At 68.9% G+C, this 15129-nt stretch carries 14 protein-coding genes; 5 read left to right on the top strand and 9 right to left on the bottom strand.

Going from position 1 to position 15129, the window contains the following annotated elements; genetic code table 11:
• Window positions 1–474: 474 nt before the first annotated feature.
• On the bottom strand, window positions 475–657 hold the full coding sequence (locus Pflav_RS33280) for a hypothetical protein (protein WP_173040724.1): 183 nt from the start codon (window positions 655–657) through the stop codon (window positions 475–477).
• A 528-nt stretch (window positions 658–1185) separates the two neighbouring features.
• Here Pflav_RS33280 and Pflav_RS33275 point away from each other — a divergent pair.
• Window positions 1186–2067 (top strand): hypothetical protein, encoded by an 882-nt coding sequence (locus Pflav_RS33275; protein ID WP_173040723.1) that lies wholly within the window; start codon window positions 1186–1188, stop codon window positions 2065–2067.
• A gap of 291 nt (window positions 2068–2358) precedes the next feature.
• On the opposite strand, the gene rplI is transcribed toward Pflav_RS33275, so the two are convergent.
• From rplI to Pflav_RS33250, 5 genes are all read right to left on the bottom strand, one after another.
• A complete protein-coding gene (gene rplI / locus Pflav_RS33270; protein WP_173040722.1) occupies window positions 2359–2811 on the bottom strand; it encodes a 50S ribosomal protein L9 in 453 nt (150 codons plus the stop codon).
• A gap of 14 nt (window positions 2812–2825) precedes the next feature.
• Window positions 2826–3065: a 30S ribosomal protein S18 gene (rpsR, locus tag Pflav_RS33265; RefSeq protein WP_173040721.1), complete on the bottom strand. Its 240-nt coding sequence runs from the start codon at window positions 3063–3065 to the stop codon at window positions 2826–2828.
• 47 nt (window positions 3066–3112) lie between these two features.
• Window positions 3113–3646 carry a single-stranded DNA-binding protein gene (locus tag Pflav_RS33260; protein WP_173040720.1) on the bottom strand — a complete coding sequence of 178 codons (534 nt, stop codon included), beginning with the start codon at window positions 3644–3646 and terminating at the stop codon, window positions 3113–3115.
• 73 nt (window positions 3647–3719) lie between these two features.
• Window positions 3720–4010 carry a 30S ribosomal protein S6 gene (gene rpsF / locus Pflav_RS33255; RefSeq protein ID WP_173040719.1) on the bottom strand — a complete coding sequence of 97 codons (291 nt, stop codon included), beginning with the start codon at window positions 4008–4010 and terminating at the stop codon, window positions 3720–3722.
• Window positions 4011–4257: 247 nt separating this feature from the next.
• Window positions 4258–4833 carry a hypothetical protein gene (locus Pflav_RS33250; RefSeq protein WP_173040718.1) on the bottom strand — a complete coding sequence of 192 codons (576 nt, stop codon included), beginning with the start codon at window positions 4831–4833 and terminating at the stop codon, window positions 4258–4260.
• A 163-nt stretch (window positions 4834–4996) separates the two neighbouring features.
• Here Pflav_RS33250 and Pflav_RS33245 point away from each other — a divergent pair, with 163 nt between their 5' ends.
• Entirely contained in the window at window positions 4997–5773 is a 777-nt protein-coding gene (locus tag Pflav_RS33245; RefSeq protein WP_173040717.1) for a deoxyribonuclease IV, read from the top strand.
• Window positions 5774–5785: 12 nt separating this feature from the next.
• A complete protein-coding gene (locus tag Pflav_RS33240; RefSeq protein ID WP_173040716.1) occupies window positions 5786–8065 on the top strand; it encodes a hypothetical protein in 2280 nt (759 codons plus the stop codon).
• 37 nt (window positions 8066–8102) lie between these two features.
• Here the strand turns inward: Pflav_RS33240 and Pflav_RS33235 are convergent, their stop codons facing one another.
• From Pflav_RS33235 to Pflav_RS33225, 3 genes are all read right to left on the bottom strand, one after another.
• Entirely contained in the window at window positions 8103–9635 is a 1533-nt protein-coding gene (locus Pflav_RS33235) for a glycosyltransferase family 87 protein (RefSeq protein WP_173040715.1), read from the bottom strand.
• 88 nt (window positions 9636–9723) lie between these two features.
• A complete protein-coding gene (locus Pflav_RS33230) occupies window positions 9724–12480 on the bottom strand; it encodes a transglycosylase domain-containing protein (protein WP_173040714.1) in 2757 nt (918 codons plus the stop codon).
• A 197-nt stretch (window positions 12481–12677) separates the two neighbouring features.
• The gene (locus Pflav_RS33225; RefSeq protein ID WP_173040713.1) at window positions 12678–13157 is read right to left on the bottom strand and encodes a DUF5318 domain-containing protein; all 480 of its coding nucleotides are present in this window, start codon (window positions 13155–13157) and stop codon (window positions 12678–12680) included.
• A 193-nt stretch (window positions 13158–13350) separates the two neighbouring features.
• Here Pflav_RS33225 and Pflav_RS33220 point away from each other — a divergent pair, with 193 nt between their 5' ends.
• Window positions 13351–13986 (top strand): PadR family transcriptional regulator, encoded by a 636-nt coding sequence (locus Pflav_RS33220; protein WP_173040712.1) that lies wholly within the window; start codon window positions 13351–13353, stop codon window positions 13984–13986.
• A gap of 23 nt (window positions 13987–14009) precedes the next feature.
• Window positions 14010–15089, top strand: coding sequence for an inositol-3-phosphate synthase (locus Pflav_RS33215; protein WP_173040711.1), 1080 nt, complete (start codon window positions 14010–14012; stop codon window positions 15087–15089).
• The last annotated feature ends 40 nt before the right edge of the window (window positions 15090–15129 follow it).

Raw genomic sequence — 15129 nt, 5'->3', positions numbered from 1 at the left:
TGTGCAGCCCTGTGCACAGGCTGTGTATAACCACTGGGGATTTCCGGCCGGGTAGGGTGTGACGTGGGCGGACTCGGTCCCAAGGTGTGGAGGAAGATTTCCGGGTCGGCCGAGACCCTGTTCAGGGCATATCATCACCATCGACAGATGTGCCTCAAGGGCCAGGTGGCGGTCCGAAGACATCAGGACGGTCCGTAGACATCGGGAAAGGTGACGTGGACTACCGGGACTCGGGGTACGACTCTCGCGGCCCGCGCGAGCGCCGGTCCGCCGATGGCGCGCGCCCTCAGAATTGGGACCACACCGGCGAGATCTACGGCCTGGAGCGCTCGAGCGGCACCCAACGTGAAGGCGGCAGCATCTACCGGGGCCGCCGCCGCCAGCAGGAAGACGCCGTGGCCGACGACCGGCCGTATGGGCGGCGCAGCGCCCGTACCCGGTGGCAGCAGGGCGACGAGGACAGCACCGGCACCTTCAGTCGGTACGAGGAGCCGGACGACCGTGGCGCCCGCCATTCGAGCGGCTGGTCCCCGAGGTCGCGCCCACGAGCGGCTGGACCCCGTCGTCGGCGCCGACGAGCGGGTGGGTCGGTTCGGCGAGCACCAGCGAGTGGACCCGCGAGGCGTATACGGGCGAGTGGACCCGCGGCGACTTCACCGGCGAGTGGCACCGCGACACTGGCGAGCCGATCACACCGTCCCGTTCGGACAGCGCACGCCGTGGCGAGCCGGGCGGTGGCCGCCGCCGGGCCGCGCCGGACCGGCGCGAGCTGCCTGAGGAGCCCAGCGGCTACGGTCGCCGTTCCGCCGTCCCGCCCCCGCGCGACAGCTTCACCGACACCACCGAGTGGGTTCCGCCTCGGGGTGATCAGGCCGGCGACAGCCAGTCGTCCCGCCCCGGCGGCCGGACTGGGCGGTCGGGCAGGACACGTCCGTCACCGGACGCAGGCGCCGTTCCTGGCAAGACCAGACCGAGGCCCGGTGGCCGGGCACCCGTTCCGAGGGCGACCGCACGGAGGAGCCCTCCGGCAGCTGGTCGAGCAGCGCACCGGTCTCTGGGCTGACCGGCACGTCCGATTGGTCCGGTCGTGCCGAGACGAGCCGGAGCGAGGAGCCGCCGGTCCGCCCGTCGGACACGCGCGGCCAGCAGTCCGACCCCCGCCTCTCCGAAGACGACCCTCGGTGGGTGGGCATCCCGTCGTCGGCCCCGCGTTCGCCCGCGGTGGCGTTCCCGGACGAGCCCGACGACCGATCGGCCACCCGCGGCACCTCCACCACCCTGCCGGCGGACGACCTGCGGGGAGCCGACCGCACGGTGACCTATGGCGGCGGCGACTGGGTGGCCCCGCAGGACCCGCCGTCGACGTACCGTGGCGACGACCGGCGAGGTGCCGGAAACGCACCGGCGACTTCCGGCGACGACAGCCCGACCACGTATCGCTCGGCGGCCGCCCCACGCGCCCGAGCGGAGGCGCCCGCGACCGACTGGCGCGCTCCCGCCGCCGCACCTGGTGAGCGCAGGGCAGCTCCCGGCGTTGAGCGCGGGATCGCCGAGGCACCCAGCCGCGCGGCAGCTCCCGCCGCCGACTGGCGCGCTCCGGCGCCGGTCGCCGGCAGCGAGCGTGCGGCGGCCCCGGCTTCCGGCCGCGCGGCGGCTTCCGCAGCTGGCTGGCGCTCCTCGGCCGCCGGCGCCGGCCGCGAGCGCGGTCTTGGCGCGGCCGTCCGTCGGGTGACAAACCCTGACGATCTGGAAGACTCGTACAGCCGCGCGCCCGGTGGCGTCTTCGGAGCCGTCGTCGCCACGCTCGCCTGGTATGCGGTGCCGCTGCTCTTCTTCACCGTCTACACGCTCTTCCAGGGCGAGAAGTCCCAGGTTCTGGGCGCGCTTTCCGGCGGCCTCACCCGCTTCGGCGCGGCACTCGCGGTCAGCCTGATCGTGGCGGTCCTACTGCGCTGGGTCAGCAATACGTGGCGCTCGGTCAGCGTGGGCCTGGCCGCGGCCGTCGTTGGCGGTGGTCTGTCCACTGTGCTGCTGTCGGCGATCAGCGGCCAACCGCTCGGCGGCTAGGGCCTGTTTCACAAGGTTTGCCGAGGGCGCCGCCTGGTGGTGGCGGGCGCAAGGTCGCGAGCGAGCTTGCGAGCGAACCATCAGGCTCAGTGATGGACACACGGCGCTGGCCGCACCATTCCACGGCCCGTTGTATGCGGCCTTACGACCGACGCCGCTTGGGCCCGGCGCAATCCGGCAAGGATTTGGAACAGGCCCAAGGCCCGCCAGCCCCGATAGCGGCTCGAAGCGGGGCCGCAACCCGCAGACGCAGAACGGGGGCGCCGAAGCGCCCCGTTTGCCGTGCTTGCCTTACTTGGACTTGACCACCGTCAGGTCGAAGCGGGCCGTTACCTCCGGGTGCAGCTTGACCCGGACCGGGTGGGCGCCGAGCGACTTGATGTGCCCGGGGAGCTCCAGCCGGCGCCGGTCGAGGGCCGGGCCACCCGCGGCGCGGACGGCATCGACGACCTCGGCCGGGGTGACCGAGCCGAAGAGGCGGCCACCGTCGCCGGCGCGAGCCGACAGCGTGACCTTCGAGAGGCCCTCGATCTGGGCCTTGATCTCGTTGGCGTGGCCCAGGTCGCGGATCTCCCGGGCCTCACGGGCCCGACGGATCACGCTGACCTGCTTTTCCGCGCCCTTCGACCAGGTGATGGCGAAGCCCTGCGGGAGCAGGTAGTTACGGCCGTAGCCGTCCTTGACCTCCACCACGTCGCCCGGGGCGCCGAGGCCGGACACCTCCTGAGTCAGGATGATCTTCATCGTGGTGCCTCCCCTCAGCGTGCCGTCGTGGTGTACGGCAGGAGCGCCATCTCACGCGCGTTCTTGACCGCACGGGCGATCTGCCGCTGCTGCTGGGACGTCACCCCGGTCACCCGCCGAGCGCGGATCTTGCCACGGTCGGAGATGAACTTGCGCAGCAGCGCGGTGTCCTTGTAATCGATGTAGGTGATGCCCTCCTTGTCGAGAGGGTTCACCTTCTTCTTCGGCTTGCGAAGTGCCGCAGCCTTAGCCATTCCTCTTGCTCCTGATGATCCTGTGCCGCTCCTCCTGGGACCCGGCATTAGAACGGGGGCTCGTCGTCGAAGTTGCTGCCACCGCCCGAACCGGAGCCGGCGGGTGCCGGAGTCGCCGTGGCCCACGGGTCGTCGAAGTTGCCTCCGCCGCCCTGGCCACCGCCACCACCGGAGCCGAAGCCGCCGCTACCGCCGGAGCGCGCCATCTTCTGCACCTTCGCCGTGGCGTAGCGCAGCGACGGGCCGATCTCGTCGACCTCCAGCTCGTAGACGGTGCGCTTCTCACCCTCACGGGTCTCATACGACCGCTGGCGCAGCCGGCCCGAGACGATCACGCGGGCTCCCCGCTGCAGCGACTCGGCGACATTCTCCGCCGCCTGCCGCCACACGGAGCAGGAAAGGAAGAGCGGCTCGCCGTCCTTCCACTCGCCGGACTGACGGTCCATGACCCGGGGCGTCGAAGCGACCCGGAACTTGGCGACCGCCGCGCCCGACGGGGTGAAGCGCAACTCGGGGTCATCGGTCAGGTTACCGATGACCGTGATGATGGTGTCTCCTGCCATGACCAACTCCTCGCGCACTCATCGTTTGCCAGAGAGGCTGCCAGAGCCGTACGACAAACGACGAGGCTGATCCGGGCGAACCGGCGCCGCGTCAGCGGACGTCCGGCCGGATGACCTTGGTACGCAGAACGGACTCGTTCAGCCGCAGCTGACGGTCCAGCTCGGCGACCGCCTCAGGGGATGCCTGCAGATCGATGACCGCGTAGATACCTTCGGCCTTCTTGTTGATCTCGAACTGCAGACGCCTGCGACCCCAGACGTCGAGCTTTTCCACCGAGCCACCCGCAGTGCGGATCACGTTGAGGTACGTGTCCAACGACGGGGCGACGGTGCGCTCCTCGAGGCTTGGATCGAGGATCACCATAATCTCGTAATGACGCAAGACGTGCTCACCTCCTCTGGGCTAGCGGCCACGGTCCATCCGCGGCAGGAGGTCGTGCGTCTGTCCGCATTAAGACGCCGTGGGATAGGCCCACGGCGACGAGCGAACCGAACCAGAATACCGGGCTGTCCGGCATGAAGAGCCGCGGGGCGCCCTATCCGCTTCTTTGGGTGGGACCTGGGGAGGAACGACCACACCGACGAGGTTGGATAGAAGGCGCCCCGCGGAGCCTGTGTTGACTTATATATTACGCCACACCCGTCCGGGTTGCACGTTGAGCGATAATCGCCCGAATTGCACCAGACGAGACGCCCACCACACAAATTGTGGCGATGAGCGCTAGAAGTCCGATTGGTCCACTCTTCCGTACCGGCTGCACCGAAGAAAGTGCCTCGGCAGCCACACCCGGGTCGCCAGTACCTGATGTTTCCACGCGTACGGCGGACTCGTCGGAGATCATGCAGCTGGGCTTGAGCCCAAGCGTGACCGGCCCGCGGTGGAACACCACCGGAGCGGCCGCGCCGTTCGCGATCTCCCCCTGCGAGGCGCCGTCCAGAAGCAGCTTCGCCCGGTACCCGGTCCTGTTGACTACCCGTAGCGTGGTCTCCGCCGGAATCGTGACCGAGCTCGCACTGGGGTTGGCCGTACACGAGACACCCAGGAGCCCTCGGCCGCCGCTGAACACGACCTCCTTGCCGCTCTCGGCCGGCAGCGGGTCCAGTTTCGGCGCGGCCTGTGCGGCGGCGGTGACCAGCAGCGGCGTGGCGGCGAAGAGCGCGGCGACCGCGGTTGCGGCGGCGCGGTGTCGGGCCAGCGGCGGCATTCACCATCTCCCCAGGTCGGCGGCGTCCCGGCAGGCCGCGCTGAAGGACCTCCGGGCCGGATCTACTCAAGTAACGAATTGTGCGAGTCGTCGGTGACGGGTGATTTGTCAGGAACGGCCGCTCGATGACGGGCCGTCAGGCCTCTTCAGTAGGCTCGGCCCCATGCGTATCGGAGCCCACGTCGATTTGACCGACCCCTTGGGCGCCGCGACCGCCCGCGACGCCGAAACGATGCAGTTCTTCCTCACCGACCCGCAGGCGTGGAAGGATCCGGCGCCACGCGACGACGCGGAGGCGCTACGTACCTCCGGCATCGACGTCTACATCCACGCGCCCTACCGGATCAACGTGGCGACGCTCAACAACCGCATCCGCATCCCGAGCCGCAAGCTGCTGATGAGCCACGCCGCGGGCGCGGCGGCGGTCGGGGCCAAGGGCATCATCGTCCATGGTGGACACGTGGAGGACAGCGCGGATATCGCCACCGGCTTCGACAACTGGCGCAAGGCCTTCGAGTACGCGGCGAAGGAGGGCGGCTTCGCCACACCCGTACTGATCGAGAACACGGCAGGCGGCGACAACGCGTGCGCCCGCCGCTTCGACGCGCTGGCCCGGCTGTGGGACGCGATCGGCGACTTCGATCCCGGCTTCTGCCTCGACACCTGCCACGCGCACGCCGGCGGCGAAGACCTGCTCACTGCGGTCGACCGGATCAAGGCGATCACCGGGCGCATCGACCTGATCCACGCCAACGACTCGAAGGACGAGTTCGACTCGGGGCGAGATCGGCACGACAACCTGGGGCGCGGCAGGATCGACCCCGAGTTGGTGGTGGCCGTGGTGCGCGCGGCGGGTGCGCCAGTGGTCGTGGAGACGCCGGGCGGTGTGGAGGGCCAGGCCGCCGACATCACCTTCCTGCGTGACCGAGTCGGCCGGTAGGGACCCAATTCGATGAGTACGGAGCAGCCGCAGGTCGTCGACGACGATCCGACGGTTCCGGAGTCGAGCCCACAGAACACGACCGACGGGCCCGAGGCCGGCAAGGCCCCCGAGGCCGCGGCGGTCACCGCGCCGGCCGATGAGGCACCGCAGCAGCGGGCCAAGCCGGAGCCGGACGAGCCCGCCAGCACCAAGACCGGCGACGGCGAGCAGCCCGAGGGGTCCGCCAGCGGCAAAGCCGGCGAGCCGGCGAAGGACGAGCCGGTCGGCGAAAAGGGCGAGGACGTCGGCGGGAAGTCCGACGACGGCTCAGAAACCAAGCCCGCCGACGAAGCCAAAGACGGCGAAGCCAAGAACGAGGCAGCCAAGGACGGCGAAGCCAAGGACGAGGCCAAGGCAGAGGTCCGGGAAGCCAAGGCCGGCGCAGCGACAAAGGAGACGGACGCCAAAGCCGGAGAAGGCAAGGACGGCGACACTAAGGGCGACGAGACCAAGGTCAAGGAGGAGCCGCCGGGCGACCCGTTCGCGGCGTTCTCGCCCCAGCCGGACCGGCCACCGACCCGACTCCAGCGGGTCGGGCAGGCGATCGGCAGCTTCCTGATCCACGAGTGGACGCTCGCGGCCCTCGGTTCGATCGTGCTCGCGGTGCTGATGACCTGGCCCACCCTGCGCTACCCGCTGCACACGCTTCCGCAGGACTTCCACGACCCGGCGCTACAGGCCTGGCAGATGGCCTGGTCCGGGCACATCCTGCTCAGCGACCCGAGCCAGCTGTGGAACTCCAACACCTTCTTCCCGGAGCGGCTCAGCTTCGCGTTCTCCGACACCCTGCTCGGGTACGCGCCGGCCGGCATGATCGGCGACGGGCCGCAGGCGGCGATCCTCCGGTACAACATCATCTTTGTGCTGGCCCACGCGCTGGCGACCTTCGGGGCGTATGCGCTGGTCCGCCAGCTCGGCGCGGGCCGCACCGGCGCGATCGTGGCCGGCGTCGCCTACACCTACGCGCCCTGGATGCTGGCGCAAGCCGGCCACCTGCACATCGTCTCCAACGGCGGCATCCCGCTGGCGCTGGCGATGCTGGCCCGCGGGCACGGCTACTCGTTCACACACGGATACCGCGACCAGCGGCGTCACGCCGGGTGGGCGTTGGCCGGCTGGCTCGTCGCGGCATGGCAGCTCAGCCTGGGCTTCGGCATCGGCCTGGTGTTCGCGTATGTGCTGGGTGCGCTCCTTGTTGCCTCGGTTTTCGCCTGGACCTGGCGCAAGGCCCGCCACTGGGCCGTCAAGCGACGGTTCGGCGCGCGCCTGGCGCTGGCCGACCTCTTCGGCGGCCTGATCTTCGCCGCGACGGGCGTCCTGCTCTCCTTGCAGTACTTCGAGGTGGCCCACCAGCACCCCGAGGCGACCCGCCGGGTCCAGGACCTGGAGGCGTACGCACCGCCGCTGAGCGGCTTCTTCACCTCCCCGCCCGAGTCGCTGATTTGGGGCGGCCTGCACGAAGGCGTCCGCGAAAGCCTCCAGTGGCCGGCCGAGATGGCCGTCCTGCCCGGATACGTTCTGTACGCGCTCGCCATCGCCGGCATCTTCTTCTCGATCTGGAAGCTGCGCCACCGGCTCCTGCTGCTCGCCGGCGTCGTGGTCACCATGATCCTCGCGATGGGCCCCAACTTCTTCTTCGGCGGCAAGTACACCTACCTGCCGCTCTTCAACTACCTACCGGGTTGGGACGGCCTGCGCACGCCGGGCCGGCTGATGCTGTGGACGACGCTGCTGCTGGGCATCCTCGCGGCCGGCGCGGTGGGCGCGGTGGTGCGCCGGGTCAACGAAATCGCCGCCACCCGCGTCACGCAGCGGCCGGGCATACTGCTTCGCCTCGTGACGCTCGTGCCGCTGCTGTTGGTGCTGGTGGAGGGCCTCAACACCACCCCGCACCCGGCCGTCCCCCGGCAGCCCGAGGTGATGCGCAGCGACTCCGGGCCGATGATCGTGCTGCCCTTCAACCTGACGTACGAGCAGACCGTGATGCTCTGGTCGACAACGCGCTTCCAGCCCGTGGTCAACGGTGGCAGCGGGTTCACGCCGGTGCGGCAGGAGCGCACACGCGAGGCCGTGGAGACGTTCCCCGATCAGGCCAGCGTCGACTACCTGCGCGAACTGGGCGTCAAGACGGTCGTGCTGCTCCGGGACGCGCTCGCCGGTACGCCTTGGCAGGCCGCCGTCGACCTGCCGGTCGACACGCTCGGCATCCAGCGTGAGGAGATCGGTAACACCATCGTGTACCGCCTCTGAGCCAGCCGCCGTCCGGAGTCCGGGCCGGCGGCTGGCTTCAGACCTTCGCGGGCTCGGGAGCCGGCGGCGGAGGCTCCGTGGGTAGGGCGCCGTCGGGCAGAGCAGTGCGCCCGCGCCAGCGGACCAGCCACGGCGCGTCCATGGCACGGTCGAAGACACCGCCGTCCGGGTCGTCCTCGTACGTCTTCCGCACCGCGTCCTGCTCCGGTCGCAGGATGTCGCGCACGATCAGTCCACACAGGACGGCGACGGTGACCAGGCGGAGCGTGGAGGCGAGCACGAAGACGCCCTCGGGGAAGACCTGCCGGCCGGAGGCGCCGAGCAGCTCGCCGTAGAACGAGACGAAGTACAGGACCTCGGCGATCTGCCAGGCAAGGAAGGCACCCCACCGCGGGCGGGCCAGCACGGCGAGCGGCAGCAGCCACAGCACGTACTGCTGCGACCAGACCTTGCTGAAGATCAGGAACGAGGCGACGACCAGGAACGCCAGCGCGGCAAGGCGCGGCTTGCGGGGAGCGAACAGGGCCAGCGCCGCGATCGCGAGACAACTGAGCCCGAACAGCGTGTACGACAGGTAGTTGAGCGTCGACACGTGATTGCTGAGCCACTGGAACGGGCCGCTGTCACCCGGTGCGCCCGAGTTCCACTTGCCGTCGAGATAGCGGCCGATGTACCACAGCGTGCCCCAGTCGATCGGCCGCTCGGTGTTGAGCTCGAAGAAGCGGTCCCAGTTTTCCCGGTACGGGATGGCGGCCGGCAGGTTGACCGCCACGAGCGTGACGAGCGCCGCGGCGGTGGCGACGAGCGCATGCCGGAGCCGCTGGGTGCGCAGGCCGAGCACCAGCAGTGGCCCGAGGATGAAGAGCGGCCACATCTTCGCCGCGCCGGCGAGCCCCAAGAGCACGCCGGCGATCAAGGGATGTCGTTTGGCCCAGGCGTACATGCCGAAGGCGGCCAGCCCGATCGCGAGGAAGTCCCAGTTGACCGTCGCGGTGACGAACAGGGCAGGGGAGAGCGCGAACATCGCCGCGTCCCAGGGTCGTCGTCGCCGGACGGCCAGGATCGCGCAGACCGTCGCGACCGCGAGCGCCCCGAGGACCAGGGCGTTGGCATCGTAGAACCACAGCGCCTGGTTCAGCTCGGGGCGGCTCTCGCCGAGCGCGTGTACCGGCAGGCCGAGAGCACCCATGAAGTAGCCGGTCAACACCGGGTACTCGACCGGGTGGTCACGATACGGGACCTTGCCCTCGTTGAGCCCTTCGGCGTAGTAAAGCGCGAGCACGTCGGTGTAGCAGAAGCGTGTGTACTGGATGTGGTCGGCCCAGGCACCGTCACGGCACGGCGACTTTTGCACCCAGTGCAGGGCGAGCGTGAGGCAGGTCAGCGCGATGACGATGCGGGTGGCGGTCCAGAAGCGGCCACCCCACTGCGACTGCGGCTTGTCGTGCCCGGCGGCGTGCTCGCCGATCGGGCCGCCGATCGCCTCGGATAGCCCGCGCACGAAGCCGTCCGACTGCGCCGGGTGATCCACACGTTCAGATCCATCGATGCCAGGCGTCCGTACGCTCATAAGGAGGCATCATGCCTTATAAACGGCAGGATCCGCGCGGTATGTCCGCGCGGATCCTGCCAATCATCGAGTAGGCGCAGGTCGAGGGCTACCCGCCCCCGCCGCCCGGGAACGGGTTCTGCGGCGGAGGCGTCTGAGTGCCCGGGTTCGGCCCCTGGTTGCCGTTGCCGTTGTTGCCGCCGCGGTCGCGGTCCGGGCAGAGGATGTCGGGCAGCAGGCCACAGTTGTCACCGCCCGGCCCGCCCGGACCACCAGGAGGCCCTTGGGTGGGCGGGGGTGGCGACTGACCGTTCGGGTACGTGCTGTCCGGGTCGCCGGTGTTCTTGCGCTCCTCGAACCGCTTGACGTCCAAGCCCATCCGGGAGTGCGCGAGATCCATGAACATTTCCCAGATCGTCGCAGGCGTGCCGGAGCCCGACATCTTCCTGCCGCCGGTCTCCTGGATCGCCCGCCGCTTGCCCTCGGTGCCGACCCAGACCGCGGCCGCGATCTGTGGCGTCCCGCCAACCATCCAGGCGTCACCGTTGTCGCTGCGCTCCTGGTTGAGCTCCCAGGTGCCGGTCTTACCGGTCGCCGGCCGGTCCTCCTTCAGATCCCTGTTGATGTTGTCCGGGATCTTCTGGAGCACGGCGTTGATGTCGTCGATCTGGTTGGCCTCGAACCTCGGCTTCGGGTCGAGCTTTTCGCCCTTGCCCGGGATCTTGACGAACTTGCCGTTCGCGTCGCGCTTTTCCACCGACAGGATGAAGTGGGCCTTGTTGTAGACGCCGCGGTTGGCGAGGGTGGCCACTCCATTGGCGTGGTCGAGCACGGTGATCGGGTACTGGCCGAACGCCACCTCGTTGTCGAAGAACGCCGGCGCCAGATCCTTCGGCTCGTCCTTGGCTAGGTTGTGCGGCGTGCCCTTCGCGGTGTCGAACATGATGCGGACACCGGCGTCGCGCGCCGCCGCGACCACCTTGTCCGGCCCGATCCCGTCGGCGATCCAGTAGAACGGGACGTTGTACGACGAGATCGTCGACTGCTCGAGCGTGCAACTCTTGCCGCACTTGATGTCGTTGCCGTCGCGACCCGCGTTCGAAATCTTCCGCCCGTTGTCGTCGTCCTTGAGGGCGTCCCACCGCGAGTCCATCGGGATTTCCGCCCGCAGGGCCGCCGCGAGCGTGTAGATCTTGAACGTCGAACCCGGCGCGTGGCCACCCGAGTTGCCACCGTCGTTGAGGCCGGCGTAGTCGTAGCCCGTGCCGTTCTCACCGCCGTAGTACGCGAGCACCCGCCCGTTGCTCGGGTCGATCGCCACCAGGGCCGCCTTGTAGTACTTCGGCAGCTTGTGCATTGGCGACGTCTTGGACGCCCAGCGCGCGGCCTCTTCCGCCGACTGCTGCGCCTTCGGGTTGATCGTCGTCGTGATCCGGTAGCCGCCCCGCTTCCACTCTTCAGGCGGGATACCCATGGCGTCGAGCTCGTCGCGGACGTAGTTGACGACGTTGCCGGTCGGCTTGTCGATGCCACACCCGATGCTGCACTTCTTGGGGTCGTACTTCTGGAGCGTCTTCTCGGGGTAGACGGCCTTGGCCCGCTCGTCGGCGGTCATCCAGCCCTTTTCCACCATGTTGCCGAGGGTGTAGTTCCACCGCTCCTTCGCCGCTTCCAGGTTGGTCTGCGGGTCGTAGCCCTTGTGCCCGGTGCTCGGGTCCGGCTCCGGCTGCTTGATCACCGAGGCGAGGACGGCGGCCTCTTCATAGGTGATGGCGTTCTTCTGGCCGGGCGGTACCAGTACCGACTTGCGGAAGTACATCTGGGCGGCGGCCTCGATGCCATTCGCCCCTCGGCCGTAGTAGATCGCGTTCAGGTAGTAGCCGAGGATCTGGTCCTTGGTCAGATCCTGCTCCAGCTTCCGCGCCAGCACCGCTTCACGGATCTTGCGGTTGTAGTTGATGCCGCTGAGGTCGGCGGCATGCCGCGCGTACTGCTGGGTGATCGTCGAGGCGCCCTGGGTGTCGCCGCCGCTGAAGTTGTTCCACGCGGCGCGGGCGATGCCCTTCAGGTCGATGCCCTCGTGGTCGAGGAAGTTCTTGTCCTCGGCCGCCATCACGGCGTTCTTGACCACCGGGGAGATCTTTTCGGTCGGCACGAGCGTCCGGTTGACCTCGCCGAGCTTGGCCAGCTCCCTGCCGTCCGCGTAGACGATCGTGGTCGCCTGGAGCTCGCTCGTGTCATAGGCCGGCACGTCGTCGTAGAACCAGGTCAGACCGACCACGCCGGCGCCGGCCATCATCACGACGACCGCGAACGCGGCGACGATCCAGTTGATCCGCTTGCGCCGCTTGGCCCGCTTGATCGCCGCGGGGTCCTTGCCGCCCTTGCCGCCCTTGGCGGCCCGGCGTCCGGGGCCGGTTGGCCCGCTCGGCCCACCGGGACCATCCAGCCCACCGGAGCGGCCGAAGCCCGGTCCGGCCGGTGAGACCGGACCGACAGATGCGCGGCCGACTGTGGCTCTGCCGGCGGAACCGGCGACGGACGCCCGCCCAGCGGAACCAGGCGAGGCCGAGCCGACCGACGCCGAGCCGACCGACGCCCGGCCGGCGGAGGCCCGCCCGGGCGGCGTGGCAGCGCTTGCTCGGCCCGACGAGGAGCCGACCGATGCCCGCCCCGAGGAACCCGCGGGCGCACGGCCCGACGTGCGGGGGGCGGAGCCGGAGCCGTACCCATCGCCGTTTCGGGACCAGCCACCCTCGGAGCCGCTACGTGCCGACCCACGGGCTCGGGGGTGCCCGTAGTCGTCGGACGGGCCTGGATCATCGGCCCGACCGCGCGCGGAACTAGGGTCGTCGTACGAGTTCATTCGTCACACCCTGCCGATCGCGATGGCGCGCTCCTGCGACGCCACCGTGTTGCGGTGAGTTAGGACACCTTCTGACGCCAGCCCGGCCGCTTGGCCAAGCGAGGCTTCGCCCGACAAATTCGGACTTATCCGATTAACGAGTGATCGCTTGCCCCGCCACTTCGAGTCCTCCACCCCGGAGTTCGGGCAAGCCTTGGTCACCGTCGGGCCTCTCGCCTTCGTTTGGTCGCCGGCGCCCCAACGCCGGTAGCGGATGAACCGGAAGTGGATGAGCCGACGGCGGCGGCCGTCTCAGCGACGGGCTCATCGGTAAGCCCGTCGCGGCCGAGCAGGAACTGCTCGACGAGATGGTTCCAGTCGCAGGCGCGGCAGACCTCCACCACATACACCTGGAACTCACGGAACGTCATCGCCAGCACCGGCAACTCAGTGCGGGTGCGGGCCTGTCCGGCCGACTGCTTCAGCTCATCCCCATAGATGTAGTGGACGAGCGTCAGGTTTTCCCGGCGGCAAATTGGGCAGCGCCGGTCAGTGGGCTCGCCGTGGAAGCGAGCTGCGTTCTTCAAGTACGGAGACGCATCGCAGACTTCATACGTCCCCAGACGGCCGGAAAAGACCTCACGCAGCAGCGCTCGCTTCTGGAGCGAGTAGTCGACAACCTGCCGCTGCGTGCGCATGCGCACGAGGGTACGCGGTTCCGGCCGAGGAGGCGACAACTGTCACTTTCCGTCACCGAGCCAACTCGGTGTGAGGTACGCCCTCGATTCTGATGTTTGCCGTCCGGCCACCTCCGAGCTACCGTGCGATGTATCGGCGCGATACATCGCACTGGTTAACGCAAGCCCACCAACGGGGTAAGGAAGGTGAGACGTGCTCGACCTCGCCATCCTTGGCCTGCTGCAAGAGTCTTCGATGCATGGCTATGAGCTGCGCAAAGAGCTCGCCACAAAGCTCGGCGCGATCCGCGCGGCGATCAGCTACGGCACCCTGTACCCCACGTTGCGGCGATTGCGGGGAGCCGGCTGGATCATCGAGGCGGGCGAGGCGGCCGCTGGTGCCGAAGAGGTCCCGCCGCTGACCAGCCGCCGGGGTCGCGTTGTTTACAAGATCACAGCGGAAGGCAAAGAACGTTTCGCCGAACTGCTTGCGCGGGCTGGTCCGGAGACGTATGAGGACGCAGGCTTCGGTGTCCACTTCGCGTTCTTCGCCCGCACCGACCGCGCCACCCGGCTGCGGATCCTGGAGGGTCGCCGCCGCAAGGTGGAGGAGCGCCGGGAGGGCCTGCGGGACGTGCTGGCCCGCGCCACAGAGCGGCTCGACGCCTACACGCTCGAGCTACAGCGCCATGGACTGGACGCCTGCGAGCGCGAGGTCCGCTGGCTGGAGGAGCTCATCGCCAACGAGCGCTCCGGCCGGGCACCGGAAGGGCGACCCTCCGGAAGCCCACAAGAAGAAGACAGCCCGCCTCCGCCTGGATCTACCAGGGACATCCCGGAGCGGCCGTGATGAATAAGAAGGAGGCAAACGCGATGGGCTCCGTACGCGTGGCCATCGTCGGTGTCGGAAACTGCGCCTCGTCCCTTGTGCAGGGCGTGGAGTTCTACCGGAACGCCGACCCCACCGACCGCGTCCCGGGTCTCATGCACGTCACCTTCGGCGACTACCACGTCTCGGACGTGGAGTTCGTCGCGGCGTTCGACGTGGACGCCAAGAAGGTGGGCCGAGACCTCGCAGAGGCGATTGTCGCCAGCGAAAACAACACCATCAAGCTGTGCGATGTGCCGCCCACTGGTGTCCAGGTGCAGCGCGGCCACACGTTCGACGGCCTCGGGCAGTACTACCGGGAGATCATCGAGGAGTCGGACGAGGCGCCGGTCGACGTCGTCCAGGCGCTGCGTGAGGCCCAGGTCGACGTCGTCGTGTCGTACCTGCCGGTCGGATCCGACCAGGCCGACAAGTTCTACGCCCAGGCGGCGATCGACGCGGGCTGCGCATTCGTCAACGCGCTCCCGGTGTTCATCGCATCCGACCCGGTGTGGGCCAAGAAGTTTGAGGACGCCGGCCTGCCGATCGTCGGCGACGACATCAAGAGCCAGGTGGGCGCCACGATCGTGCACCGCGCGCTGGCCAAGCTCTTCGAGGACCGCGGCGTCGAGCTGCTCCGCACGTACCAGCTGAACTTCGGCGGCAACATGGACTTCATGAACATGCTGGAGCGCACCCGGCTCGTGTCGAAAAAGATCTCGAAGACGCAGTCGGTGACCTCCCAGGTGCCGCACGAGATGGCCAAGTCCGACGTACACATCGGACCGTCCGACCACGTGCCGTGGCTCGACGACCGCAAGTGGGCGTACATCCGGCTGGAGGGCAAGTCGTTCGGCGACACCCCGCTGAACGCCGAGCTCAAGCTTGAGGTCTGGGACTCGCCCAACTCGGCCGGCGTCATCATCGACGCGCTCCGCGCCGCGAAGATCGCCAAGGACCGCGGCATCGGCGGCCCGATCCTGTCGGCATCGTCGTACTTCATGAAGTCGCCCCCGGTCCAGTACGCGGACCACGAGGCGCACGCAGCCGTCGAGGCCTTCATCAAGGGTGAAGTCGACCGCTGACCAGCACGCCAACGGGCCGGGACGCTGTCCCGGCCCGTGC

Origin of the sequence: Phytohabitans flavus (assembly GCF_011764545.1) — a bacterium.
GTDB classification, from domain to species: Bacteria; Actinomycetota; Actinomycetes; order Mycobacteriales; family Micromonosporaceae; genus Phytohabitans; species Phytohabitans flavus.
The sequence above is the reverse complement of the archived record's forward strand: the minus strand, read 5'-3'. Positions and strand labels throughout refer to the sequence as shown.

Excerpts from the sequence above, each read along its gene's own strand:
- rplI (WP_173040722.1), bottom strand. The coding sequence starts at position 2,811 with ATGAAGATCATCCTGACTCAGGAGGTGTCCGGCCTCGGCGCCCCGGGC.
- rpsR (WP_173040721.1), bottom strand. The coding sequence starts at position 3,065 with ATGGCTAAGGCTGCGGCACTTCGCAAGCCGAAGAAGAAGGTGAACCCT.
- Pflav_RS33250 (WP_173040718.1), bottom strand. The coding sequence starts at position 4,833 with ATGCCGCCGCTGGCCCGACACCGCGCCGCCGCAACCGCGGTCGCCGCG.
- Pflav_RS33245 (WP_173040717.1), top strand. The coding sequence starts at position 4,997 with ATGCGTATCGGAGCCCACGTCGATTTGACCGACCCCTTGGGCGCCGCG.
- Pflav_RS33240 (WP_173040716.1), top strand. The coding sequence starts at position 5,786 with ATGAGTACGGAGCAGCCGCAGGTCGTCGACGACGATCCGACGGTTCCG.
- Pflav_RS33235 (WP_173040715.1), bottom strand. The coding sequence starts at position 9,635 with ATGAGCGTACGGACGCCTGGCATCGATGGATCTGAACGTGTGGATCAC.
- Pflav_RS33230 (WP_173040714.1), bottom strand. The coding sequence starts at position 12,480 with ATGAACTCGTACGACGACCCTAGTTCCGCGCGCGGTCGGGCCGATGAT.
- Pflav_RS33225 (WP_173040713.1), bottom strand. The coding sequence starts at position 13,157 with ATGCGCACGCAGCGGCAGGTTGTCGACTACTCGCTCCAGAAGCGAGCG.
- Pflav_RS33215 (WP_173040711.1), top strand. The coding sequence starts at position 14,010 with ATGGGCTCCGTACGCGTGGCCATCGTCGGTGTCGGAAACTGCGCCTCG.